We start from the raw sequence: 24,118 nt of genomic DNA on the forward strand, positions 1-24,118 counted from the left end.
AACCAGAGAGTGCAACATGAAACGTACCTACCAACCTTCCGTTACCCGCCGCAAGCGTACCCATGGCTTCCGCGTGCGCATGAAGACCCGTGGCGGCCGCGCCGTGATCAACGCGCGCCGCGCCAAGGGCCGCAAGCGCCTGGCAGTCTAAGGGCCGGGTGACGGGACGGCGGCCCGCATCGATGCAGCCGGCAACCGCCGGCGCATGATGGCGGGACGCGGCGCGGTCGTGTCCCGGCCGCCGCCCTTGCCGCTGTCCCTTCTTGCCTTGCCCCCAGGACGGCCCGGCAACGCGTGCCAGCCAGTCTGACCAGCGTGCCGACCCATGCCTTCCCCAAAGCCGCGAGGCTCACAAAGACGGATGAGTTTTCATCCGTTTTTGCTTTGCGCCCGCGGCGGCGCAGCGCCCATTTCGTGCTTTACGTCCGCGCCAACGGCCAGCCGCAGGCGCGGCTCGGCATCGTGGTCGGCAAGAAGTTTGCGCCGCGCGCCGCCGAGCGTAATCTGGTGAAGCGCATGGTGCGGGAACTGTTCCGCCAGCGGCAGGACCAATTGGTCGGCCGCGACGTGTTGCTGCGATTGCAGGCCAAGTTCCCGCGCACCGAATTCCCCAGCCGCCGTGCAGTCCGGCTGGCCTGCCAGGCCGAACTGGCCGAGCTGATGGAAGTCGCCGCCCGGCCCCTGCCGTCCGCTCCGCCCGCTGCGCTCACCTCGCATTCCGGCGCCTGATCGAGGGCACCGACATGAAGCCTATCCTGCTTGCCCTGCTGCGCTTCTACAAGATCGCGCTGAGTCCGTACCTGGGCTCGCAGTGCCGCTTCCTGCCGACCTGCTCCGATTACGCCCGCGAAGCCATCGTCGCTCATGGCGCCGCGCGCGGCAGCTGGCTGGCCGCCCGCCGGCTGTGCCGCTGCCATCCCTTCGCGCAAGGCGGGTATGATCCGGTGCCGCCTTCGCGCGACGCCGGCCGTCCGACGGTCAGCGTCCGGCTGCCCAGACCCTGAATTCCCAGATACAGCGAGACATGGATATCAAACGCACCATCCTCTGGGTCATCTTCTCGATGTCCCTCGTGCTGCTCTACGACAATTGGCAGCGCGCCAACGGCCACGCCTCGATGTTCTTCCCGAGCGCCTCGCAACCCGCCGCGACCGGCACGCCGGCGAGCGCCCCGCAGGCGCGCAGCGACGTGCCCAAGGCGGTGGGCGGCGCGTCGCCGACCGGCACCCCGGCAGCCGCGCCGCAGGCGCCCGCGCCGGCCGGCGAGAAGATCGTCATCACGACCGACGTGGTCCGTGCCGAGATCGATACCGCGGGCGGCATCCTGTCTCGTCTCGAACTGCTGCGCCACAAGGACGAGGCCGGCAATCCGGTCGTGCTGTTCCAGCGCAGCGCCGCGCATACCTATATGGCGCGCTCGGGCCTGATCAACGGCGACCTGCCGAACCACACGACGGTGTTCACCGCCGCGCCGGGTCCGCGCGACCTGGGCAATGCCGGTTCGCTCGACGTCGTGCTGACCGCCGAGAAGGACGGCGTGCGCTTCGCCAAGACCTACCGTTTCCAGAAGGGCAGCTATGTCGTCGCGACGCATTTCGACGTGACGAACAACCGCGCCCAGCCGGTCTCGCCGACGCTGTACATGGAACTGGCGCGCGACGGTACCCACGTCGAGCAGTCGCAGTTCTACAGCACCTTCACCGGTCCGGCCGTCTACACCGACGCGGACAAGTACCACAAGATCAGCTTCGAAGACATCGCCAAGGGCAAGGTCACGCTGCCCGCTCCGTCGGACAACGGCTGGGTCGCGATGGTGCAGCACTACTTCGCCTCGGCCTGGCTGCCGCAGACCGGCAAGCAGCACAGCTTCTACGTCGAGCAGATCGACCCGAACCTGTATCGCGTTGGCGTGCAGCAGCCGCTGGGCGAGATCGCGCCGGGCGCGACGGTGTCGACCGACGCACGCCTGTTCGCCGGCCCGCAGGAAGAGCACATGCTCGAGCAGATCGCGCCGGGCCTGGAACTGGTCAAGGACTACGGCTGGCTGACCATCCTCGCCAAGCCGCTGTTCTGGCTGCTGGAGAAGCTGCACGGCATCCTGGGCAACTGGGGCTGGTCGATCATCGCGCTGACCGTGCTGATCAAGCTGGTGTTCTTCCCGCTGTCCGCGGCAAGCTACAAGTCGATGGGCAAGATGAAGGACCTGCAGCCGCGCATGACGGCGATCCGCGAGCGTTACAAGAACGACCCGCAGAAGATGAACCAGGAGATGATGGGCCTGTACCGCACCGAGAAGGTCAATCCGCTCGGCGGCTGCCTGCCGATCCTGATCCAGATCCCGGTGTTCATCGCGCTGTACTGGGTGCTGCTGTCTTCGGTCGAGATGCGCGGCGCGCCGTGGCTGGGCTGGATCAAGGACCTGTCGGTGCCCGACCCGTTCTACATCCTGCCGATCGTGATGGCCGTGTCGATGTTCGTGCAGACCAAGCTGAACCCGACGCCGCCGGACCCGATCCAGGCCAAGGTGATGATGATCATGCCGCTGGTGTTCTCGGTGATGTTCTTCTTCTTCCCGGCCGGCCTGGTGCTGTACTGGGTGGTCAACAACATCCTGTCGATCGCGCAGCAATGGCAGATCAACCGGATGCTGGGCAAGGGCAAGACTCCGGCGCCGGCCAAGGGCTAAGCCCGACCGGCACCTCGCCACACGAGAAGCCCGACGCGAAAGCGTCGGGCTTTTTCTTTGGGCGGCCGCCCGGCCCAAAGACGACCATGCGCCGCATCGGGCGAGGTCGTTTCCTACACTGTAGCCAGGTGGATTGACAGCGGGCCGGCGGGAGTCGCCGGCCCCGACAGGGCGACATGGGCACTCTCACACTGAAACGCCGGATGCGCGCGCTCGACGCCTTTGCCGCGTTGGCCGCCGCCGATCTGCAGCGGATCGCCGACGCGCTGCGCGCCATGGACCGGCGCGACCGGCCCGACGACCTGCATGCCTTGCGCGTGGCGGTGCGCCACCTGCGTGCCGTGCGCTGGGTCTTTGCCCCCGCGCTGCCGGGCGCGCTGGCGGCGCGCTGGCGCATCGTGCTGCGGGACCTGATGCGGGCCACCGGGCCGGTGCGCGACTGGGATGTGTTGATCGCCGACACGCTGCAGCCCGCGCTGTCGCGCCAACCGGGCGATCCGGTGCTGCTGGCGCTGCTGGACACCGCGCAGTCCCGGCGCGAGGCGGCGCGCGCGACGCTGCTGTCGGTGCTGCATGCGCAGCGCAGCCAGACCTTGCCGGTGCTCGACGACGACCTGGCCGCGCTGCGGCACCGCGCCGTCGACGGCATCCCGGGCAAGGCCAATGCGCCGCTGGGCCGGCTGGCGCGCCGGCGGGTGCGCAAGGCGCGGCGCAGCGTGCGGGCGTTGAAGGCGCGCTGGCGGGATCTCGGCACCGAAGCGGACTTGACGCTCGCGCCGGCCGCCGACGTCCTGCACGCGCTGCGCGTTGCCGGCAAGCGCCTGCGCTACGCGATCGAGGCGGTCGGCCCGGTGCTGCCCGGGCGCTACACCGGACGCGTTCATCGCAAGCTGGTCGCCCGTCAGGCCAGGCTCGGCGCGCAGACCGATGCTGCCAGCGCCCGCGGCCTGCTGTCTGCGCTGCTGTCCGGCCCGCGCGCGGAGGATTCGTTCGAGCCGGCCGAGATGGGGATGACACGAACCGGCTCGCCACCGATCGCCACGCAACCGATGGCCCCTCAACCGGTGGCCCAACCGAAGATCGCCCAACTGAAGATCGCCCAACCGAAGGCGGCCCAACCGAAGGCGGCCCAACCGAAGCCCGCCCGCCCGAAGCCCGCCCAACCGAAGCCCGCCCAACCGAAGCCCGCCCAACCAGTGACGCCGGCGCCGCGTTGATCTGCGACAATACCGCCCTATGACCGCCCAGCCCAGCATCGACACGATCGCCGCCATCGCCACCGCGCCCGGACGGGGCGGCATCGGCGTGGTCCGCGTGTCCGGACCCGAAGCCGGCACGATCGCCCGCGCGATCTGCGGCCAGCCGCTGACGCCGCGCCGCGCGACCTATCTGCCCTTCCTCGACGGCAAGGGCGAGGTGATCGACCACGGCATCGCGCTGTTCTTCCCCGGCCCGCATTCGTACACCGGCGAGGACGTGCTCGAGCTGCAGGGCCACGGCGGTCCGGTGGTGATGCAGATGCTGCTGACGCGTTGCCTGCAGGCCGGCCGCGAAGTTGGTCTGCGCCTGGCCGAACCCGGCGAATTCACCCGTCGCGCCTTCCTGAACGACAAGCTCGATCTGGCCCAGGCCGAGGCCGTCGCCGACCTGATCGAGGCCAGCACCGAGGCGGCCGCGCGCTCGGCGGCGCGCTCGATGGAAGGCGCGTTCTCCGAGGCGATTCGCGCGCTGGTCGAGCAGGTGATCCATCTGCGCATGCTGGTCGAGGCCACGCTGGACTTCCCGGAGGAAGAGATCGACTTCCTCGAGGCCTCCGATGCGCGCGGCCAGCTCGATACCATTCGTACCGCGCTGGGCGGCGTGCTGGCGCAGGCGCGGCAGGGTTCGCTGCTGCGGGAGGGCCTGTCGGTGGTGCTGGCGGGCCAGCCCAACGTCGGCAAGTCCTCGCTGCTCAACGCGCTGGCCGGCGCGGAGCTTGCCATCGTCACGCCGATCGCCGGCACCACGCGCGATCGCGTGCGCGAGACCATCCAGATCGAAGGGATCCCGCTGCATATCATCGACACCGCAGGCCTGCGCGAGGATGCGGTCGACGAGGTCGAACGCATCGGCATCGAGCGCACCTGGGAAGCGATCGGCCGCGCGGACGTGGTGCTGCATCTGATCGACGCCACCGACTATCTGCAGCACGGCCTGTCCGAGATCGACGACGCGATCGACGACCGCCTGTCGGGCCATCTGCCGCCCGGCGCGCCGATCCTGCGCGTCGTCAACAAGATCGACCTCGCGCCTGCGGTCGGCGCCATCACCTTCGGCGGCAACCGTCCCCACGTGGTAGTCGCCAACGGCCCCAACCCCACCGAAATCTGGATCTCGGCGCGCACCGGCGCCGGCATCGACCTGCTTCGCCACGAGCTGCTGCGCGTGATCGGCTGGCAGGCCGGCAACGAGGGCGCCTTCCTCGCGCGCGAGCGCCATCTGAACGCGCTGCGCAGCGCCCAGTCGCATCTGGACCTTGCCGCCGAACGCGCCGATCAGCAGGACAAGGCGCTGGACCTGTTCGCCGAGGAGTTGCGGCTGGCGCAGGAACACCTGAACAGCATCACCGGCGAGTTCACCAGCGACGATCTGCTGGGGACGATCTTCACGCGGTTCTGCATCGGCAAATAACGCAGCCCCTTGGGTTGGTGGACTGACGCGTTGGTGGGCTGACGATGGGTAGGCTGACGATGGGTAGGCTGATGGTTTGGCATCAGCCCTGTGCCGAGCCCCGCTTCGTCCCCCGCGCCGCTACCATCAGAATTGCCCCCGCAATCAGATTCGCCGCCACCGCCGCCAGAATCGGCAACGTATAGCTGCGGCTGGCGTCGAACGCATAACCGGCCGCGCTCGGGCCGATCAGCGTGCCGAAGGCCACGCTGGTGTACAGCACGCCGATGATGCCGCCGACATTGCGGCCGCCGAACAGGTCCATCACCACCGCCGGCAGCACCGCGACCCAGCCGCCGTAGCAGGCGCCGAACAGGAAGGCGAACAGGGCCAGCATCCAGAAGCCGGTGGCGACGGCCCAGATCACCAGCGTGAACGCCAGCGCGATCACCGTGCACAAAAGGAAGCGCTGGCGGCCCATGCGGTCGGCCAGGCTGCCGAGGAAGAAGCGCCCGGCCGTGCTGCCGATGCCGATCACGCCCAGCAGCAGCACCGCCGAGCCCTGCGCAATGCCGAGGTCCTGCGCGTGCGGCACCAGATGGACGAAGGGCACGAACACGCCGAAAGAGGCGATCAGGCAGGCCGCATAGAGGCTGATGAACTGGCGCGTCCGTACCGCGTCGCGCACCGATAGATCGCCCGACGGCGGCGCGGCGTGAGCATGGGCCGGCAATGGCTCGCCGTCCGCCGCCCGGCCACGCTCGCGCGGATCGTTCTCCAGCAGCAGCGAGGCGCCCACGCCCAGCACCGCGGCCAGCACGCCCAGCGTCAGATAGGCGTCGCGCCAGCCCATGCCGTCGATCAGCAGCGCGGCCAGCGGGGGCATCGCCAGCGTGCCGACGCCGATGCCGCTGACCGCGAGCCCCGAAGCGAGGCCGCGGCGCTTGACGAACCAGCGCTGCACCGCGCCCACCGCCGGCACATACGCCAGACCGACGCCCAGTCCCACGCCGAGCCCATAGGCCGCATAGACCTCGACGATATTGCGCGCGACGCTCGCCAGCGCCAGGCCCGCGCCGACCAGCAGCATCCCCGCGATGCAAAGGCGGCGCGCACCCCAGCGATCGGCCAGCGGCCCGCTGACGATGCCCAGCGCGAAATACAGGAAGCCCGCCAGCGAGAACACCAGCGACACCGCGCCGCGCGACGCGCCGAACTCGCGCTGCAAGGGCTCGATGAACGCGCTGAAGGTATAGGCGCTGCCGAAGCCGACGAAGGTCACCGCGAACGCGGCCGCCACCACCCACCAGCCGTAGAACACGCGCTGCTTGAACACCAGTGTCGTCATGTCAGTTCACCGGATGTTGGCGATGCCAGCCGGTGGCGCCCTGGAAGGCGGCGCCCGCGCGTACCAGCATCGCTTCGCCCAGATGCGGGGCGACGAGTTGAAAGCCGATCGGCAGCCCTTGCCGCGACAAACCGCCTGGCAGCGTCAGGGTCGGATGGCCGGTCAGGTTGAAGGGACAAGTGTACCGTTGCAGCCCGGCGATCAGCGCCGGCTGTTCGCCAAGCGTGCGTACCGCGGCCAGCGACAGCGGCGCATACGGATGCACCGGCGTCAGCAGCAGGTCGACGGTTCGCAGCAGCGCGACCATGCGGCCGCGCAATTGCGCACGGCGCAGCAGGATCCGTTGATAGTCGATGCCGGACAGCGCGCGTCCGGCTTCGATCACCGAGGCCAGCACCGCCCCGTATTCATCCCGGCGCGCGGGGTAGGTGGCGGCATGCGCGACGGCCGCCTCGACCGCGCAGTTGGCGGCCCAGTCGTCGGTCAGTCCGCTGCCGGCGCGCACCGCGTCGGGAACGCGGACATCGACCAGGGACGCGCCGAGCGCTTGCAATACCTCGGCGGCCGCGCCGACGACGGCCCCGACTTCGGCATCGACCCCGTCGCCGTTCCAGTCCGCATCGATGCCGATGCGTACGCCGCGCAGGTCCGTCGCGATCCCGCCGAGGCAGTCGGGCACCGGGTCGTGCAGCGCGGTCGGGTCCTCCGGATCCACGCCGGCGATGGCCTGCAGCAGCAGACCGGCATCCGCCGCGCTGCGCGCCATGGTGCCGACATGATCCAGCGACGGCGCCAGCGCAAACACGCCATGCCGGCTGACCCGGCCCCAGGTCGGCTTCAGCCCCGTCACGCCATTGGCGGCCGAGGGCCAGCGGATCGAGCCGCCGGTATCCGACGCGATGGCGCCATGGCAAAGGCCGGCCGCCGTGGCCACGCCGGCGCCGCTGGACGAGATGCCGGGCCAGTAGTCGGCGTGCCAGGGGTTCACCGGCGCGGTCACCGAGGGGTGATGGTCCGAATACGCGCCTTCGGTCAGTTGCAGCTTCCCCAGCAGCACCGCGCCCGCGTCCCTGAGCCGGCGGACCACGGTGGCATCCCGGTCGGGGCGGAAGTCGCGATGGATCGCCATGCCGGCGGCGGTCGGCACGCCCTCGGTCCAGCACAGGTCCTTGATACCGATCGGCACGCCATGCAGCGGGCCGCGATACCGGCCCGCGGCAATCTCGGCCTCGGCGGCTTCCGCCTGCGCCATCGCCGCGTCGGCCATCACCAGTGCGTAGCTGTGCAGCGCGCCGTCGAGCGCAGCGATCCGATCGAGCTGGACGCGGACCACGGTAGTCGGCGAGACCTCGCGCCGCCGGATTTGTGGGGCAAGTTCGGCGATGGAAAGCAGATGCCAGGCGGTCGCCATGTTTTTATCGGATGCCATCGAAGGTTAAGTAGAATTGAACCGGCCCTACGCCAGACCGTACCCGATGCTGCGCTGACGTGGCCAGATAACGCCCCAAACTTAACTTTTCCGCTGCACGCTCGCAAACCAGAATTCGTACGCTTTTCGCCTTAGAAAATCTAATGTCAAACCACAAGCTGCCGCCGCTCAATGCCTTGCGGGCCTTCGAGGCCGCGGCGCGGCATCTGTCGGTCAAGCACGCCGCCGAGGAGCTGTGCGTGACGGCCGGCGCGGTCAGCCAGATGGTCAAGGCATTGGAGTCGCACCTGGGCGTCAAGCTGTTCCAGCGCGTGAACCGCGGCATCTACCTGACCGAAGCGGGGCGGGCCTATCTGCCGCCGGTGCGCAACGCCTTCCGGCAGATCAAGGAGGCGACGGGCCGCATCGCGGCGCCCGCCGACACCGGCCTGCTGAACGTCAGCGTCACGCCTTTTTTTGCGGCCGCGTGGCTGGTGCCGCGCCTGCAGTCGTTCCAGCAGGCGCATCCGGACATCGACCTGCACGTGATCACCACCACCGCGCTGGCCGACTTCACCCGCGACGGCGTGCACGTCGCGGTCCGGCACGGTCTGGGCCAATATCCCGGCCTGCACAGCGAGCGGATCCTCGCAGTGGAGATCGTGCCGGTGGCCGCGCCGGCGCTGGTGCGCAAGCTCGGCATGCCGGCCACGCCCGCCGATCTGCTGCGTTGGCCGCAGGTCCACGACACCGAGCGCAAGGGCTGGCATCTGTGGTTCCAGGCGCAGGGCATCGACGAGATCGAGCGCCCGCGCGGACCGTCGTTCGACGATTCGAGCCTGCTGTGGAAGGCGGTGATGGCCGGGCAGGGCGCCGGCCTGCTGCCGGCCGCGATGGTGTCGCGCGAACTGGCCGACGGCTCGCTGGTCCGGCTCGCCGACGTCACGCTGCTCGATGCCTTTGCGTATTACCTGGTCTACCCCGAGGAAAGCCACGCACGCGCGAAGATTGCCGCGTTTCGCGAATGGATTCTGGGCGAGGCGGGCCGCGCCGGCTCTTCGTAAACGACGCATCCTCTCCTCGATATCGGTGCGCATGGCGATCGCAAGATGGCGCCCTGCGCTGGCGGTCACATCGCGTCAGGAGCCCGCATGGAAGCCTTCCACAACGTCAATCTCTCCTCGCTGCTGGATACGCTGGTCAGCCTGACGGCCGCATTCGTCTTCGGCGGTGCAATCGGTTTCGAGCGGCAGTACCGGCAGCGCACCGCGGGGCTGCGGACCAATGTGCTGGTCGCGGTCGGCGCCGCGGTGTTTGTCGACGTCGCCAACCGGCTGCACGGGCACGATGGCGCGGTGCATGTGATGGCCTATGTCGTGTCAGGGGTCGGCTTTCTCGGCGCGGGCGTGATCATGCGGGAGGAGGGCAATGTGCGCGGCCTCAATACCGCGGCGACGCTGTGGGGCTCGGCCGGCGTCGGTGCGGCGGCCGGCGCCGATCTGATTCTCGAGGCGATGCTGGCGACGGTGTTCGTGCTGGCGGCCAACACGCTGCTGCGGCCCATCGTCGATGCGATCAATCGCAAGCCGCTCGACGTGGAATCGGTCGAGGTCACCGGCACGGTCCACGTGATCGCCGAGCGCGGCCAGCAGAAGGCGGTGATGGCGCAGCTGGAGGAGGCGCTGGAGCGCGGCGGTTACCCGGTACACGATCTCGACATCCAGCCGTTCGGGCAGGACGAGGTCGAGATCGAGGCGACGCTGGTGGCGAGCTCCTTCGATGGCGATGCGCTGGACCGTCTGGTGCAGCGGCTGGCGGCGCTGCCGGCGGTGCGGCAGGCGTTCTGGAGCCCAAGTACGACGTGACCGCGGGCGCGGTTTGCGCCCCGTTCTTGGCGCCGTTTGTTTGTAGGACTACACCCACATTGCTTTCGGCGTGCGCTTGATAAGGACCCGCCGGACCCCTGTGTATCGTTCAGTTACGGTTGATATTGATTTGTCACGCCGTACCGAACAACTCAGAGGTAAGCAATCATGGCCCCGGCCCTTGTCGGCATGCCTGTCGAGCATGCCCGGGCATTTGCCCGGATTCTGTCCGTCACCCGCGCCGCCTGGCACTTGAACGAGGACGCGGAAAGCAGCAAGACCACGAACACCGCGAACACCGCCAACAGCAGGAAGGCCGCAAAGGCCACCAACGCCGCGCAGTCCGACACGCCTTCGCGGCGCCGCCGCACCGCCCACCTTGCCGAACTCGCGGCACGCGCCTTCGAGGCGCAGGTGATGGCGCTGCGCTGCCGCCAGGCCTTCGTAGGTTGACGCCAATCCGGTTGGCGACGCGGACCATCCCTTGACGCCAGTCCGCAGCGAGTTCCGCAGTACCTTGTAGTGCTTGTTCCGTTTTGCGCGCGTCGTTTATGCGCGTTTGTGTGTCTCCTTGGTTCTTGGCCAGCCTGTCGGCTGGCTTTTTTTTGACCCGCTCGTTACGCCGGCCACGGCACCACGGCACCACGGCACCACGGAATCACGGAATCAGGAATCACGGAGTCACGGAGTCACGGAGTCACGGAGTCACGGAGTCACGGAGTCACGGAATCGTCGCGACGTCGTTCACAAGCTCCACGCTTACCGTTGCACGGCCGCGGTCGAGCAAATGACAGGCCGCGAGATGGGCCAGTCCCGCATCCCTGCCACCCACCACCTCCACCGTGCCCATCGCTCGCATCGCCGGCGCTTGCTGCCCGCATACCGGCATCGCATGCGGGCAGCGCGGATGGAAGCGGCAACCGGAGGGCGGCGCCAGCGCCGAGCCGATCTCGCCGACGATCAGACCCTCGGTCGGCTGATGATCCGGATCGGGACGCGGCGCGGAACCGAGCAGTGCCTGCGTGTACGGATGGCGCGGCGCGCCGAACACCGCCTCGCTGGGGCCGCTCTCGGCCATCGCGCCGAGATACATCACGCCGACCGCGCTGCTGAAGTGCTCGACCAGCGCGAGATCGTGGGCGATCACCACATAGGCCAGGCCAAAGCTGCGCTGGATATCGGCCAGCAGGTTGACGATCTGGGCGCGGATCGACACGTCCAGCGCGGAGGTCGGTTCATCGAGCACGATCAGCCTGGGCTGCAGCGCCAGCGCGCGCGCCACCGCGATGCGCTGGCGCTGGCCGCCGCTGAACTCATGGGGATAGAGTTCGAGCGCGCCGGGCGGCAGGCCGACGATCTCCAGCAGTTCGAGCAGCCGGCGCTGCAGCGCCGCGCGATCGCCGCCCAGGCCATGCGCCAGCAGTGGCTCGGCCAGCAGCATCCGCACCTTCAGGCGGGGATTGAGCGACGACGACGGATCCTGGAACACCGCCTGCACCTGCCGCCGATAGCCTTGCACCGCCTTGCGGTTTAGCGTCAGCACGTCCCGGCCATCGAAGCGGATCGCGCCGCCGGTGGGCTTTTCCAGCAGGAGCAGCAGCTTCGCGATGGTGGTCTTGCCACAGCCCGACTCGCCGACGAGCGCGAAGGTCTGGCCGGCGTCGACGGCAAAGCTGACCCCATCGACGGCGCGCACGGCGCCGCCGCCGCGCACGGGGAAGTGTTTCTTCAGGTCCTGCACTTCGAGCAACATGGGCACTCCTGCGCTGGCTGCGATGTTCCGGGAGCAAGGTCCGGTCCGGACATTCGGCGTTCTGCGTTCTGCGTTCTGCGTTCGGACGTTCGGCGTTCGACCTTCGACCTTCTCCCCTACGTGCCGCTCGCCAGCCAGCACGCGATGCGATGGCCCGATTCGAGCTCGACCTCGGGCGGATACGCCTCGTCGCACAGCGGCTTGCGATGCGGACAGCGCGCGGCGAAGCGGCAGCCGGCCGGCGGATCGATCAGGCTCGGCGGGCTGCCCTGGATGGCGAACAGCCGCTCCTTCTTCTGGCCGAAATGCGGAATCGAGTTCAGCAGCGCCTGCGTGTACGGATGCGCGGGCCGCTTGTACAGCGTGCGCACATCGGCGGTCTCGACGATGCGGCCCGCGTACATCACCGCGACACGGTGGCAGATGCTGGCGGCCACGCCAAGGTCGTGCGTGATCAGGATGATGCCGACGCCGGTCTGCGCCTGGATCTTGCGAAACAGCGCCATCATCTGGACCTGGATGGTCACGTCGAGCGCCGAGGTCGGCTCGTCGGCCACCAGCAGCCGCGGCGCACTGGCGATCGCCATGCCGGTCACCACACGCTGCCGCATGCCGCCGCTGAACTGGTGCGGATAGTCGTTCAGCCGCGCGTCGGGGGACGGGATGCGCACGCTGTCGAGCACCTCGACCACGCGCCGCCGCGCCGCCTCGCCGCGGGCGATGCCGTGGTGGCGCAGCGGCGCGCCGACCTGGTCGCCGATGGTGAAGACCGGATTGAGCGAGGTCAGCGGGTCCTGCGAGATCATCGCGATCTTGCGGCCGCGATAGACCTCGCTCATGGTCTTCTCGGAGACCTGCAGCAGGTCCTGGCCGTCCAGCACGATGCTGCCGCCGATGCGTGCGCCGGTCTGCCGCGGCAGCAGCCGCAGGATCGACAGGATCGTCATCGACTTGCCGGAGCCCGACTCGCCGACCACGCCAAGCGTCTCGCCTTCGTGCACATGCAGGTCGACGCCGTCGACGGCGCGTACCACCCCGCGGCGCAGCGTCAGGTGCGTGGTCAGATTGCGCACGTCAAGCATCGGCGCGCCCCTTACGGCGTCCGTCGAAGCACGCGCGGTCGCAGTGTCGGCATGGCTCATAGCTGCCTCCTCTTGGGATCGAAGCGGTCGCGCAGCCAGTCGCCCAGCAGGTTCGAGGCAAGGCAGGTCGCCATGATGGCGAGCCCCGGCATCGTGATCGCCCACCAGGCGTTGGTGATGTAGTTGCGCGCGTCGGCCAGCATCAGGCCCCACGACACGTCGGGCTGCTGGATGCCGAGGCCGAGAAAGCTCAGCGAGGCCTCGAAGATGATCACCTGCCCGACCTGCAGCGTGGCGAGCACCAGCAGCGTGTTCAGCAGGTTCGGCAGCAGGTGGCGGCGGAAGATGGTCGGCGTGCCGCAGCCGGCCACGCGCGCCAGCGCGACGTAATCGCGCTGCTTCAGCGACATCACCTCGCCGCGCACGATGCGCGCATACCAGGTCCAGTAGGTGATCACGATCACCAGCACCACGGTCTCGAAGCCCGGGCCGAGCACCGCGGCCAGCACCAGCGCGAGCGCCAGCGAGGGAATCGACATCTGGATATCGACCAGCCGCATGATCAGCGCATCGAGCCGGCCGCCGAAGTATCCGGCCAGCATGCCGGCCGCCGTGCCGATGCCGCCCGAGATCAGGATCGCGTACAGCGCCACCACCAGCGAGATCCGGGTGCCCGCCATGATGCGCGTCAGCAGGTCGCGGCCCATGTTGTCGGTGCCCAGCGGATAGGCCCAGTTGCCCCCATCGAGCCAGGCGGGCGGCAGGAAGGCGATGCCCAGGTCCAGCGCATTGGGATCGTGCGGCAGCAGCAGTTCGCCGCCGAGCGCGCAGACGACCAGTACGGGGAAGACCAGCAGCGCGAACCAGGGCAGCGTGCCCCAGGCGATCGCGCCGCGCCGGCGCAGGGGCGCGCCGGCGATGGCGCTGTCGGCCGCCGAAGCCGTTTTCGCAGCAGTCAGATCAGCCATGGCGAATCCTCGGGTCGATCAGGCTGTAGCTCAGGTCGACCAGCAGGTTGGACAGCACGAACAGCACGGAAGTCAGCATCACGCCGGCCTGCACCACCGGAAAATCGCGGGCGAACACGGCCTCGACCACGGTGCGTCCGACGCCGGGCCAGGCGAAGATGACTTCGACCACGAAGGCGCCGCCGAGCATCGCGGCGAAGTAGACGCCGAGGATGGTGACCGGCGGAATGGCCGCATTGCGCAGCGCGTACTTCCACACCAGCACGCGTTCGGGCAGGCCCATCGCGCGCCCCATGCGGATGTAGTCGCTGTCGAGCACATCGAGCATTGCCGAGCGCACGATGCGGGTTTGTGCCGCGACCGGGTACCAGCCCAGCGCGATCGCTGGCAGCACCAGGCTCGACCAGGACTCGCGCCCAAAGGCAGGCAGCCAGTTCAGCTGCACCGCGAAGAACAGGATCAGCAGCAGCCCCACCCAGAAGTTCGGCATGGCCTGCCCGACCATCGCGAAGACCTTGGCGAAGCGATCGAACCAGCTGCCGCGATGAACGGCGGACAGCACGCCGAACGGTACCGCCATCGCAATCGAGAAGGCGAGGGCCGCCAGCGCCAGTTCGACGGTCGCCGGCAGGCGGTCGAGGATCAGGCCGAGCGCCGGCTCCTGCCAGCGGTAGGAGTTGCCGAAGTCGCCGGTCAGCGCATGGCCGAGGAACTTCAGGTATTGCGCGACCAGCGGCTGATCGAGGCCGAGATGCTGGCGCGTCTGCTCGATGACGTCGGGCGGCGCGTCCGCGGGCAGCAGCAACGCCAGCGGATCGCCCGACAGGCGCGAGATCAGGAAGATGATGACGCTGGCGCCCAGGATGCTGACCAGGCCGTGCAGCAGCCGTTTTGCGATGGACATGCGAGCCTCCGTAAGAGACCGGGGTGGGGACCGACGAACCGAACTGCCGTCATTCGCGCATCGGCCCGAATGACGGCTCGCGTCGACGCATCACTGCGCCTGCTTCAGGCTCACCTCCTGGAACGCTCGCCAGTAATCCCGGATCGGCCACGGCACGTAATGCACCTTGTCCTCGCGCCAGGCGAAGGTCACCAGCGGCCGATAGGTCGGCAGGCCGCCGAGCACGCGCTCGTGCTTGAGCCGCGCGATCTGCTTGAGCAGCTCGGTACGTGCCGCGGGATCCATGGTCTGGCGCTGCTTCTCGATCAGCGCATCGACCTCGGCATCGTTGGTGTACGAGTACGTGCCCCAGCCGCCGGGCTGATAGCTGTGCAGATGGCCGGACCAGGCCAGCCCCGGATCGCCGGGCAGGCCCTGCGACCACATCCAGCTGAGCACCCCATCCATCTCCGGCGGACCGCTGCGGCCGCGCTTGCCCAGGCTGATCCACGCGCCATACTCGAGATTGCGGACCTGGCAGCGGATGCCCACCGAGCTCAGATACGCGTACATCGCCTCGCCGACCTCCTTGACGCCCGGTTCGCGCGGCGTGGTCAGGTTGTAGCACGGCGTGTCGAAGCCGTTCGGATAGCCGGCCTGCTTCAGCAGTTCGCGCGCGCGCTTCGGATCGTAGGCATACGGCTTGAGCGCCGGATCGTAGCCGTTCGAGCCCTTGCCGACCTGCGCATAGCGCTCGCCCTGACCGAACAGCACGCGCTTGATGATCGCGTCGACGTCGATCGCATGCGCCGCAGCCTGCCGCACGCGCACGTCGTTGAACGGCGACTTCGGCATCTGCGTGTTGAAGTTCAGGAACAGGTTGTTGCCGCTGACCAGCGTTGCGGTCTTGACGCCCGGCATCTTCCTGAACTCCTCGATCATCGGCGGCGGTACGTTGTCGATCCAGTCGACCTTGCCGGTCTTGAACGCCGCCACGCGGGTCAGGTCCTCGGGAATGACCTTGATCGTCAGCGTCTTCACGCCGGGGCGCTTGTTCTTGTTCCAGTAGTCGTCGAAGGCCTCGAGCTTCAATTCGTCCTTGACGGTGCGCGAGACGAACTTCCACGGGCCGGTGCCGACCGGCTTCCTGGCGAACTCCTCTTCACCGACCTTCTGGATGTACTTCTTCGGCATCGCCCACAGCTGCAGATTGCCGACCAGGAACTGCGCGTCGGGCTCCTTGAAATGCAGCTTGAAGCGATGCGCGTCGACGATCTCGAAGCGCTCGACCGACGACACGTAGTGCGAGAAGAAGCTGCCCTTCGGATCGCGCTGCCGTTGCCAGGAAAACTCCATGTCCTCGGCCGTCAGCGGATCGCCGTTGTGGAACTTGACGCCCTTGCGCAGCCGCACGTCGAGCACCGGCTTGCCGTCCTTGCCGGTCTCGAGCTTCCAGCTTTCGGCCAGCCAGTTCTCGTCCTGCAGCGAGGCGTTGCGGCGCACCAGCATCTCGAAGATCTGGCCGACGAAATAATGGTCGACGCCCGCGGAAATGCGCACGGGATCGAGCGTGGTGGACTCCGCGCCGAAGGCCACCGTCAGGCTGCCGGTCGCCGGGGCCGCCTGGGCGGTGCCCCCCAGGGCCGTCAACGCGCCGAGCGCCAGGGCGCCGATCGTGATCGTCAGCTTCGAGCGAGCCGATGCCGGGTGCTGTTGCATATTGCGCCTCCTGTTGCGCCGAACGGGACGGCGCGTTTCTTGTTGAAGAACGGGACCGTGCGATAGCCGGTTGCGATTCCGCTGCCATGCCGGTGCCATGCCGATGCGATTGCGGTGCGATTGCGATGCGACTGCGGTGCGACTGCGATGCGATTGCGGTGCTACGGCGATGCCATGTCGGTGCTATTTCGGGAAGGTCGACTCCAGCTGCCGCACCACTTCCAGCAGGCGCGGCCGCACTTCGTTGAGCAGGAATTCGGGCGGCAGGCTGTACGACGGGCCGCCGACGTTCAGCGCCATCCTCGCCATGCCGTTGCCCGGGTCGAAGCCGCGGCCGATGCCGTTGACGTCCTTCTGCCAGTCGCCGAACGAGCAGGCCACGCCCAGCGTGCCGTGGTCCTGCAGCCCCTGTTCGATGCCCTGGCGGATGCGCGGCCATGCCACGTCGTCGAGCTCGCGTATCTGTTCGAGCAGCGCCTCACGTTCTGCATCGGGTGCCACCGCGAGCCACGCTCGTCCGATCGCCGAGGTCGAGACCGGAATGCGCGAGCCGATATCGAGCGTCAGCGAGATCGCCGCCGAGCTGCGGCAGTGCTCGACATAGATCATCGACAACCGGTCGCGCGCGCCCAGCGACACGGTGCCGCCGGAGAAGTCGGCCAGTTCCTGCATCAACGGCCGCGCCACCTTGCGAATGTCGAGCCGCGACAGCATCGCGCTGCCCAGCCCCAGGCAGGCGGTGCCGAGCGCGTACTTGTGGGTGCCTTCGTAATGGGTCAGATAGCCGAGTCGGATCAGCGTCGCGGTCAGGCGCGACACCGTCGATTTCGGCAGGCGGCAGCGCTGCGCGATCTCCTGATTGCCGAGGGCACGGTCGCTGGAGCGGAAGCACGCCAGCACTTCGAGCCCGCGCGCGAGCGCCGTGACGAAATGCCGGTCTTCCTTCGATTCGGCCCGGCTGGTGATCGGGGACGAGGTCGAGGAGGAGGACGACGTCGAGGTCGAGGTCTCGCGCATGGGCAATGGACTCCTGTTGGACTGCTCGCCGGGGCGCCCGCCGGCTCCTGGCGTCGCTGCGTTCGGCGCTGCCGCTGCCGCGCTCATCCGACGCGGATGCCGGTCTGCTGGACCAGCGCCTGCCACACCTTCTGGTCGCGCTTGAGCAGCGCCGCGAACTCGTCGGCGCTGGTGCCGCGCGGCAGCATGCCGGCTTCGGTCAGCATCCGCGAGCCGTCGGGCGAACGCACGATGCGTGCGATTTCCGCCGACAGCCGGTCGATCACGGGCCGCGCGCAGCCATGCGGCGCCAGCATGCCGATCCAGCCGATCGCCTCGAAGCCCTGGTACCCCGATTCCGCGAAGGTCGGCACATCGGGCATCGACGGCACGCGAGTGGTGCCGAGCGTCGCCAGCACCTTGATGCGGCCCGCCTCGCCATAGGTGCGCGCCACCACGGTGGAAACGAAGCCGGCCGGCAGCTGCTTGGCCAGCAGATCGGCGATCGCCGGCGCATCGCCCTTGTAGGCGGCGTGCACGATCTCGACCTGCGCGCGCCGCTTGAACAGCTCGCCGTACAGATGCCCGGTCGAGCCGACGCCCAGGCTGCCGTAGGCCGAGCCCGGATGCGCCTTGGCCCAGGCCGCGTAGTCACGCAGCGACTTGACGGGCAGGTCGACGTTGGCGACGAACACCTGCGCGGCGTCGGCGACCAGCGACAGCGGATCGAAGTCCGTCATCGGGTCGTAGAGCGGCTTGGGCTGGATCAGCGGGCTCTGGATCAGCGCGGTATTGGTAAACAGCAGCGTGCGGCCGTCGGCGGGCGACTTGGCCACCTGCGCGGCGCCGATCATGCCTGCCGCGCCGGGGCGGTTCTCGACGATCACGGTCTGCTTCAGCGCCGCGCCAAGCCGGTCGGCGATGAAGCGCGTGATCGCATCGGTCGAGCCGCCGGGCGGGTAGGGCAGCACGATGCGGATCGGGCCGTCGATGGTGGCGCTGGCGGCGGTGGCAGCAGCAGTCGTAGTGAGCGCCTGCGCACCGGCCAGGCGGGGCAAGGCCAGGCTGCCGGCGAGCGCGGCCGACGTCTGCAGCAGCTTGCGGCGGGACGGGTTCATGTTTGTCTCCTGTTGTCGTGGGGCGCTCGTGCGGCGCCCTTTCGATCGCTATGCGCGCAAGGCCTGCGCGGCGTCGCGCCCGTGGTCTCCCTGCGCTTGGTGCGGGCCCAGGGCCGCCTTATTGCTGTCCCTGCTCCGCCTCCAGTTGCGCCTGCAGCTCGACCTTGCGCACCTTGCCGGTCGCGGTCAGCGGCAGCTCGTCGACGATGCGGATCTCCGGCACCTTGTAGACCGCCATCTGCTCGCGGCACCAGGCGTGCAGCGTGTCGGCGTCCACCGTCGCGGCGTGTTCCGGCCGCAGCCGGATGAAGGCCACCGGCATCTGTCCCTTGTCCGGGTCGGGCCGGCCCACCACGGCCGAGCCCAGCACCGCGGGATGGCGCGACAGCAGCACCTCCAGTTCCGACGGGAACACGCTCATGCCGCGCACCTTCAGCATCTCCTTGCGGCGGCCGAGGAAGTGCAGATAGCCGTCCTCGTCGTAGGCGCCGATATCGCCGGTGCGGAACCAGCCGTCGCGAAACACCTCGGCGTCGACATCCGGCCGTCCCCAGTAGCCCTTGAACAGCGACGGCGTGCTGACGACGATCTCGCCTTCCGCGCCGATCGGCAGCAGCGCGCCGGTCTCGAAATCGCAGATCTTGATGCGCGTGCCGGGCACCGGCAGGCCGACGAACACGGGACGCCCGCGCAGGTCCATGTCGTCGTCCTGCATGCCCGTGGTGAAGGTGTCGCTGGTGTGCGTCTCGGTCATGCCCCAGGCGCCCTCGGCCAACACGCTGCCGGTCAGCTCGAACCAGCGCCGGCGGATGTCCGGCGTGATCTTGCGGATGAACGAGGCCGCGCGCGTATGCCGCAGCGAGCGAAGGTCGTAGCGCGGCAGCTCGGGGTGGTTCATCAGCTCGACGGCGTTGTCGACCACGACGAAGGTGCGGTTGACGCGGTAGCGGTCGATCGCCGCCATCACGGCGACCGGGTCCCAGCGCGCGAGCACGACCACGGTGGCCCCGCTGAAGATCGGATAGATCAGCCCCAGGTTCTCGCCGGCGATCCAGAACATCGGCAGGAAGTTCAGCATCACGTCGTCGGAGCCCTCGGCCATGCGCGCGGCGTCCACCCCGCCGGTCAGCGCGTACGAGGCGGCGGCCGTGTAGACCATGTCGCGCTGCGTGTGCATGCAGCCCTTGGGCATGCCGGTGGTGCCGCCGGTGTAGTTCAGCGCGGCCAGCGCGTCGAGATCGACCGGCGGCAGCGCGATCGGCGCGGTGGCGCGGATTGCCGGCATCAGGTCGGTCGCGCCGTCGATGCGCCGTGGCGGCGCGTCGAGCCCCGGCGGCAGCGGCACGGTCGGCTGCGCCGGCAGCATCTCGCCCTGGCTGGTGGTGAAGACGGTGCGGATGCGGGTCTGGCTTTTCACCGCCATCAGCATGCCCGCCAGTTGGTCCAGCACGACGATGGCGGTGGCGCCCGAGTCGTTCAGCTCGTAGCGCAGCTCTTCTTCCTTGAACAGCGGGTTGACCGGCACGTAGACGGCGCCGAGTTTCAGGATGCCGTAGAACACCACATGGAATTGCGGGCAGTTGCCGATCATCACCGCGACACGGTCGCCGGCACCGATGCCGTGCGAGGCCAGCAGCGCGGCGCAGCGCTCGCTGAGGTCGTCGAGCTCGGCGTAGCCGACCTCGGTGCCGTAGTAGATCAGCGCCGGATGCGCGGGGCGCCGGCGCGCCCACGCGCGCAGGTAGTCACCGAGCGCGACCTCGCCGTGCGGATAGACCGGCGCGGTGGGCAGGCCGGCGGGCCAGATCCTGCGGTGGCGCGCTTCCAGATCTTCGAAGAACTGCGCCTCTTCGACGGAAGCGTCGGGCAATGCTGGTGGGTTCGACTGCTCGCGGTCCATCTGCTGTCTCCTGTTGCGTTCTTGTTCGGGTCGATGGAAGAGCTGCGGGGACGTTTCCTTACCAGGCGTCGACGTACTGCCGCAGCGGCCGGTTGGGGTGCGATGCGCCCGCATCGAGCCCGGTCACCAGCCACTGCCGCGTCGCGGCAGGATCGATCACCGCATCGAGTTCGAGCGCCGCGGCGGCGTTGATCGCATGGCCGCGTTCGTACATCTGCGCGACCAGCTTCTGGTACAGCGCGTCGCGTTCCGGTCCTTCGGGCAGCGCCTCGAGCTCCTTGCGAAAGCCCAGCCGCACCGCGCCCTCGAGGCCCATGCCGCCGAACTCGCCGGTCGGCCACGACAGCGTGAAGGTCGGCGCGCGAAAGCCCCCTGCGGCCATCGCCATCGCGCCCAAGCCATAGCCCTTGCGCAGCACCACCGCGAGGAAGGGCACGCGCAGCTTGGCGCCGATCACGAACATCCGCGAGACGTGGCGCACGTGCGCGCGCGCCTCGACCTCGGGGCCGACCATGAAGCCCGGCGTGTCGATCAGCGAGACGATCGGCAGGCCGTGCGCATTGCAGATCTGCATGAAGCGCGCGGCCTTGTCGGCGGCGTCGGCATCGATCGCGCCGCCCAGATGCCGCGGGTTGTTGGCGAGGATGCCGACCGGCCGGCCCTGGATGCGGGCCAGCGCGGTATGGATGCCGGTGCCGAAGCCGCTGCGCAGCTCCAGCACGCTGCCGACGTCGGCGATGCCGGCGATGGCCGCGCGCGTGTCATAGACGCGCAGCCGGTTCTCCGGCACCACGCGCCGCAGCGCCAGCGGATCGGGCGCCTGCCATTCGGCGACGGCACCCTGGAACATCGAAAGATAGTGCTTGGCCGCGGCCACCGCGGCGGCCTCGTCGTCGACCAGCAGATCGACCACGCCATTGTGGTGCTGCACGGCGGCCGGGCCGATGTCCTCGGGACGGAATACGCCGAGCCCGCCGCCCTCGATCATCGCGGGTCCGGCCATGCCGATATTGGCGTTGCGCGTGGCGACGATCAGGTCGCAGCAGCCGAGCAGCGCCGCGTTGCCGGCGAAGCAGCGGCCCGAGGCGATGCCGATCACCGGCACCTCGCCGCTGAGCGCGGCGAAGGCGGCGAACGACGGCTGGAACAGGCCGGCCACGGTCGGGAAGTCGACGTCGCCGGGCCGGCCGCCGCCGCCCTCGGCAAAGATCACGGTCGGCAGCCGGTTCTGCAATGCGACCTGCAGGATGCGGTCGGTCTTGGTGTGATTGCGTTTGCCCTGCGTGCCGGCCAGCACGGTGGCGTCGTAGGCGAGCACCGCGCAGCGCGAGCGCTCGGCCGGAAACAGCGCGCCGTTGATGCCGCCGATGCCGGTGATCAGGCCGTCGGCCGGCGTATTGGCGATCAGGTCCGCCTCGCTGCGGCGGCTGGCCTGCGCGGCCACCGCGAGCGCGCCGTACTCGACGAAGGTGCCGGCATCGCACAGGTCGGCGACGTTCTCGCGCGCGGTGCGCTGGCCGCGCGCGCGGCGCCGGGCTACGGCGTCGGGGCGCGCCTCGTCGTACAGGAAGGCATGGCGATCGATCACGCGCTGCAGATCCGCGCGGATCGCGTTGGGGTCGGCCTGCTCGACGTCACCGCCGGTGTGCGCGCCAGCCTCGGCCGGTTCGAGCACCAGCAGCACCTGGCCTTCGGCCGCCTGCTCGCCGGCCTCGGCACGCAGGTCGATCACGCGGCCCGGCTGCTCGGCGACGATCGCGTGTTCCATCTTCATCGCGTCGAGTACCGCGACGGTCTGGCCGGCCTGCACCAGCTGGTCCACCGCGACGCTGACCTCGACCAGGCGGCCGGCCATCGGCGCGCGCACCGCGTGCAGGCCCTTGCCGAGCTGCTCGTCGAAGCTGCTGGCGCCGACCGGCGTGGCGGCGACCGCGGGAATGGCGCCACTGGCACACCCGGCGCCGTCCTGCACCGCCTGCAGCGCGCGGCTCTGCGCTTCGAGCTGCGCGGCGCGGCTCAGCAGTTCGGGCAACACCGCCTCGACATGCCGGGTATGGATCCGCTGGCTGGCGAAGTCCTCGCGCTCGGCCAGCGCGCGCAGCAGGTCGAGATTGGTGGCGATGCCGCGGATGGTGAATTCGCCCAGCGCCCGCTGCAGCCGCCGCACCGCGTCGGCGAAGCGTGCGCTGCCGGAGGTCACGATCAGCTTGGCCAGCAGCGTGTCGTATTGCGGCGACGGCGCGTAGCCGGTATAGCCGTGCGTGTCGACGCGAACGTCCGGGCCGGTCGGCGGATCGAAGCGCTCCAGCCGGCCCTGCGCCGGGCGGCCGAGCCCCTGCGCATCGATCGATTCGGCGTTGATGCGGGCCTGGATCGCAAAGCCGCGCGCCGCGGGCGGCCGTTGCGGATCGAGGCCGAGGTCGCGCAAGGATTGGCCTTGCGCGAGGCCCAGTTGCAGCGCCACCAGATCGACGCCGGTGACCTGCTCGGTGATGGTGTGCTCGACCTGCAGGCGCGGGTTGGCCTCGATGAAGACGAAGGGCTGGCGTGCGACATCGCGAGCGTCCGCGCCGTCGGGCTCGGCTTCCTCCACCAGAAATTCGAAGGTGCCGAGGCTGCGGTAGCCGCTGCGGCGTGCCAGCGTACGGGCCGCCTCGACGATGCGTTCGCGCAGCCCCGGGTCCAGCGCCGGGCTCGGCGCGATCTCGACCAGCTTCTGAAAGCGCCGCTGCAGCGTGCAGTCGCGCTCGCCGAGGGCGATCACGTCGGTGCCATCGCCGGCGATCTGCACTTCGATATGGCGCGCGCGCACGACCAGCCGCTCGGCATAGACCGCGTCGATGCCGAAGGCCGAGCGCGCCTCGGAACGGCAGCGCGCATAGGCCTCGGCCAGCGCGTCGCGCTCGCGCACCACGCGCATGCCGCGACCGCCGCCGCCGCCGACCGCCTTCAGCACGATGCCGGCGCCGTGCTGTTCGTCGAAGAAGGCGGTGACCGCTTCGAGCGTGGCGACGCCCTCGGTGGCCGGCATCACCGGCACGCCGCATTCGCGCGCCAGCGCCAGCGCGCGGCCCTTGTCGCCGAACAGCGCAAGCTGGTCGACCGTGGGGCCGACGAAGACCAGGTCGGCCTCGGCGCAGGCCTGCGCAAAGTCGGCGCGTTCGCTGAGAAAGCCGTAGCCGGGATGGACCGCGTCGCAGCCGGTGCGGCGTGCGGCGGCAAGGATGGCGGGGATGTCGAGGTAGGCGGCGGGGCCTTCGCCGTCGAGCGCGACCGCCTCGTCGGCCAGCAGGCGGTGGCGGCTATTGGCGTCGTCGCGTGCGTAGACGGCGACGGTGGCGATGCCCAGATCGCGGGCCGCGCGTTGCACGCGCAGCGCGATCTCGCCGCGATTGGCGATCAACAGCTTCTTCACAAGTGTCCCCTCTCGATGTCGCCGCCGCGCGGGCGGGGCGCATTGTTTTTTGTGGCATGTGATTCTGCAAAGCAGAATCTACAGGCCGAGCGACGCGCGGGACAAGGGCGTAAACGAGGACCCGGAAAAGAGGTTGGCGATAATCGGCCACCGCGAAATTCTGCTATGCGGAATTCCCGCCCAAAATCGCGCACCATCGTGTGCGCGCGCCCATGGAGCCCGGACCAGATTGCGTCTACAGATCTCGCACCGGGTCGCCGTTAACCGGCAGAGACCCCGCCATGCGCGCGCCGCGATGCCGGCGGGAGAAAGCCTGCCATCGCGCTAT

General features: G+C 69.1%; 20 protein-coding genes. 9 read left to right on the forward strand and 11 right to left on the reverse strand.

Annotation, left to right across the window (positions count from 1 at the left end; all coding sequences use genetic code 11):
• Positions 1–16 precede the first annotated feature (16 nt).
• The 6 genes from rpmH (at position 17) to mnmE (ending at position 5,356) form a co-directional block, all read left to right on the forward strand.
• Positions 17–151 carry a 50S ribosomal protein L34 gene (rpmH, locus tag F1599_RS11830; protein ID WP_006578231.1) on the forward strand — a complete coding sequence of 45 codons (135 nt, stop codon included), beginning with the start codon at positions 17–19 and terminating at the stop codon, positions 149–151.
• A 164-nt stretch (positions 152–315) separates the two neighbouring features.
• Positions 316–729, forward strand: a complete 414-nt coding sequence (gene rnpA, locus F1599_RS11835) for a ribonuclease P protein component (RefSeq protein WP_150083265.1) — start codon at positions 316–318, stop codon at positions 727–729.
• Between the two features lie 14 nt (positions 730–743).
• A complete protein-coding gene (gene yidD / locus F1599_RS11840; protein WP_149317364.1) occupies positions 744–1,004 on the forward strand; it encodes a membrane protein insertion efficiency factor YidD in 261 nt (86 codons plus the stop codon).
• 20 nt (positions 1,005–1,024) lie between these two features.
• Positions 1,025–2,686, forward strand: a complete 1,662-nt coding sequence (gene yidC, locus F1599_RS11845; RefSeq protein ID WP_149317363.1) for a membrane protein insertase YidC — start codon at positions 1,025–1,027, stop codon at positions 2,684–2,686.
• A 176-nt stretch (positions 2,687–2,862) separates the two neighbouring features.
• Positions 2,863–3,903, forward strand: coding sequence for a CHAD domain-containing protein (locus F1599_RS11850; protein WP_150083225.1), 1,041 nt, complete (start codon positions 2,863–2,865; stop codon positions 3,901–3,903).
• 19 nt (positions 3,904–3,922) lie between these two features.
• Positions 3,923–5,356, forward strand: coding sequence for a tRNA uridine-5-carboxymethylaminomethyl(34) synthesis GTPase MnmE (gene mnmE / locus F1599_RS11855; protein WP_150083226.1), 1,434 nt, complete (start codon positions 3,923–3,925; stop codon positions 5,354–5,356).
• An 82-nt stretch (positions 5,357–5,438) separates the two neighbouring features.
• Here mnmE and F1599_RS11860 read toward each other — a convergent pair whose 3' ends face one another.
• Both F1599_RS11860 and F1599_RS11865 read right to left on the reverse strand, forming a co-directional pair.
• Positions 5,439–6,683 carry an MFS transporter gene (locus F1599_RS11860; protein ID WP_150083227.1) on the reverse strand — a complete coding sequence of 415 codons (1,245 nt, stop codon included), beginning with the start codon at positions 6,681–6,683 and terminating at the stop codon, positions 5,439–5,441.
• 1 nt (position 6,684) lies between these two features.
• Positions 6,685–8,094, reverse strand: a complete 1,410-nt coding sequence (locus F1599_RS11865; protein ID WP_150083228.1) for an amidase — start codon at positions 8,092–8,094, stop codon at positions 6,685–6,687.
• A gap of 161 nt (positions 8,095–8,255) precedes the next feature.
• Between F1599_RS11865 and gcvA the strand changes: the two genes are divergently transcribed.
• The 3 genes from gcvA to F1599_RS11880 all read left to right on the forward strand — a co-directional run bounded on the left by gcvA (position 8,256) and on the right by F1599_RS11880 (position 10,409).
• Entirely contained in the window at positions 8,256–9,155 is a 900-nt protein-coding gene (gene gcvA / locus F1599_RS11870; RefSeq protein ID WP_150083229.1) for a transcriptional regulator GcvA, read from the forward strand.
• A gap of 87 nt (positions 9,156–9,242) precedes the next feature.
• Entirely contained in the window at positions 9,243–9,956 is a 714-nt protein-coding gene (locus F1599_RS11875) for an MgtC/SapB family protein (RefSeq protein ID WP_149317358.1), read from the forward strand.
• Positions 9,957–10,124: 168 nt separating this feature from the next.
• Positions 10,125–10,409, forward strand: a complete 285-nt coding sequence (locus F1599_RS11880; protein ID WP_150083230.1) for a hypothetical protein — start codon at positions 10,125–10,127, stop codon at positions 10,407–10,409.
• 268 nt (positions 10,410–10,677) lie between these two features.
• On the opposite strand, the gene F1599_RS11885 is transcribed toward F1599_RS11880, so the two are convergent.
• The 9 genes from F1599_RS11885 to F1599_RS11925 all read right to left on the reverse strand — a co-directional run bounded on the left by F1599_RS11885 (position 10,678) and on the right by F1599_RS11925 (position 23,790).
• Positions 10,678–11,709 (reverse strand): ABC transporter ATP-binding protein, encoded by a 1,032-nt coding sequence (locus tag F1599_RS11885; protein ID WP_150083231.1) that lies wholly within the window; start codon positions 11,707–11,709, stop codon positions 10,678–10,680.
• A gap of 116 nt (positions 11,710–11,825) precedes the next feature.
• Positions 11,826–12,851, reverse strand: coding sequence for an ABC transporter ATP-binding protein (locus F1599_RS11890; RefSeq protein WP_150083232.1), 1,026 nt, complete (start codon positions 12,849–12,851; stop codon positions 11,826–11,828).
• Complete coding sequence (locus tag F1599_RS11895; protein ID WP_223819588.1) at positions 12,848–13,759, reverse strand: ABC transporter permease; 912 nt, start codon at positions 13,757–13,759, stop codon at positions 12,848–12,850. Before F1599_RS11895 ends, F1599_RS11890 begins: the two co-directional genes overlap by 4 nt.
• The gene (locus tag F1599_RS11900) at positions 13,752–14,663 is read right to left on the reverse strand and encodes an ABC transporter permease (RefSeq protein WP_150083233.1); all 912 of its coding nucleotides are present in this window, start codon (positions 14,661–14,663) and stop codon (positions 13,752–13,754) included. The genes F1599_RS11895 and F1599_RS11900 overlap by 8 nt, the downstream gene beginning before the upstream one ends.
• 90 nt (positions 14,664–14,753) lie before the next feature.
• Positions 14,754–16,361, reverse strand: a complete 1,608-nt coding sequence (locus tag F1599_RS11905) for an ABC transporter substrate-binding protein (RefSeq protein ID WP_150083234.1) — start codon at positions 16,359–16,361, stop codon at positions 14,754–14,756.
• A 183-nt stretch (positions 16,362–16,544) separates the two neighbouring features.
• Positions 16,545–17,378, reverse strand: coding sequence for an IclR family transcriptional regulator (locus tag F1599_RS11910; protein ID WP_223819589.1), 834 nt, complete (start codon positions 17,376–17,378; stop codon positions 16,545–16,547).
• A gap of 83 nt (positions 17,379–17,461) precedes the next feature.
• Complete coding sequence (locus tag F1599_RS11915) at positions 17,462–18,475, reverse strand: Bug family tripartite tricarboxylate transporter substrate binding protein (protein ID WP_149317352.1); 1,014 nt, start codon at positions 18,473–18,475, stop codon at positions 17,462–17,464.
• A gap of 118 nt (positions 18,476–18,593) precedes the next feature.
• Positions 18,594–20,375 carry an AMP-binding protein gene (locus tag F1599_RS11920; protein WP_150083235.1) on the reverse strand — a complete coding sequence of 594 codons (1,782 nt, stop codon included), beginning with the start codon at positions 20,373–20,375 and terminating at the stop codon, positions 18,594–18,596.
• Between the two features lie 58 nt (positions 20,376–20,433).
• A complete protein-coding gene (locus F1599_RS11925) occupies positions 20,434–23,790 on the reverse strand; it encodes a carboxyl transferase domain-containing protein (RefSeq protein ID WP_150083236.1) in 3,357 nt (1,118 codons plus the stop codon).
• Between the last annotated feature and the right edge of the window lie 328 nt (positions 23,791–24,118).

Origin of the sequence: Cupriavidus cauae (assembly GCF_008632125.1) — a bacterium.
GTDB lineage: Bacteria > Pseudomonadota > Gammaproteobacteria > Burkholderiales > Burkholderiaceae > Cupriavidus > Cupriavidus cauae.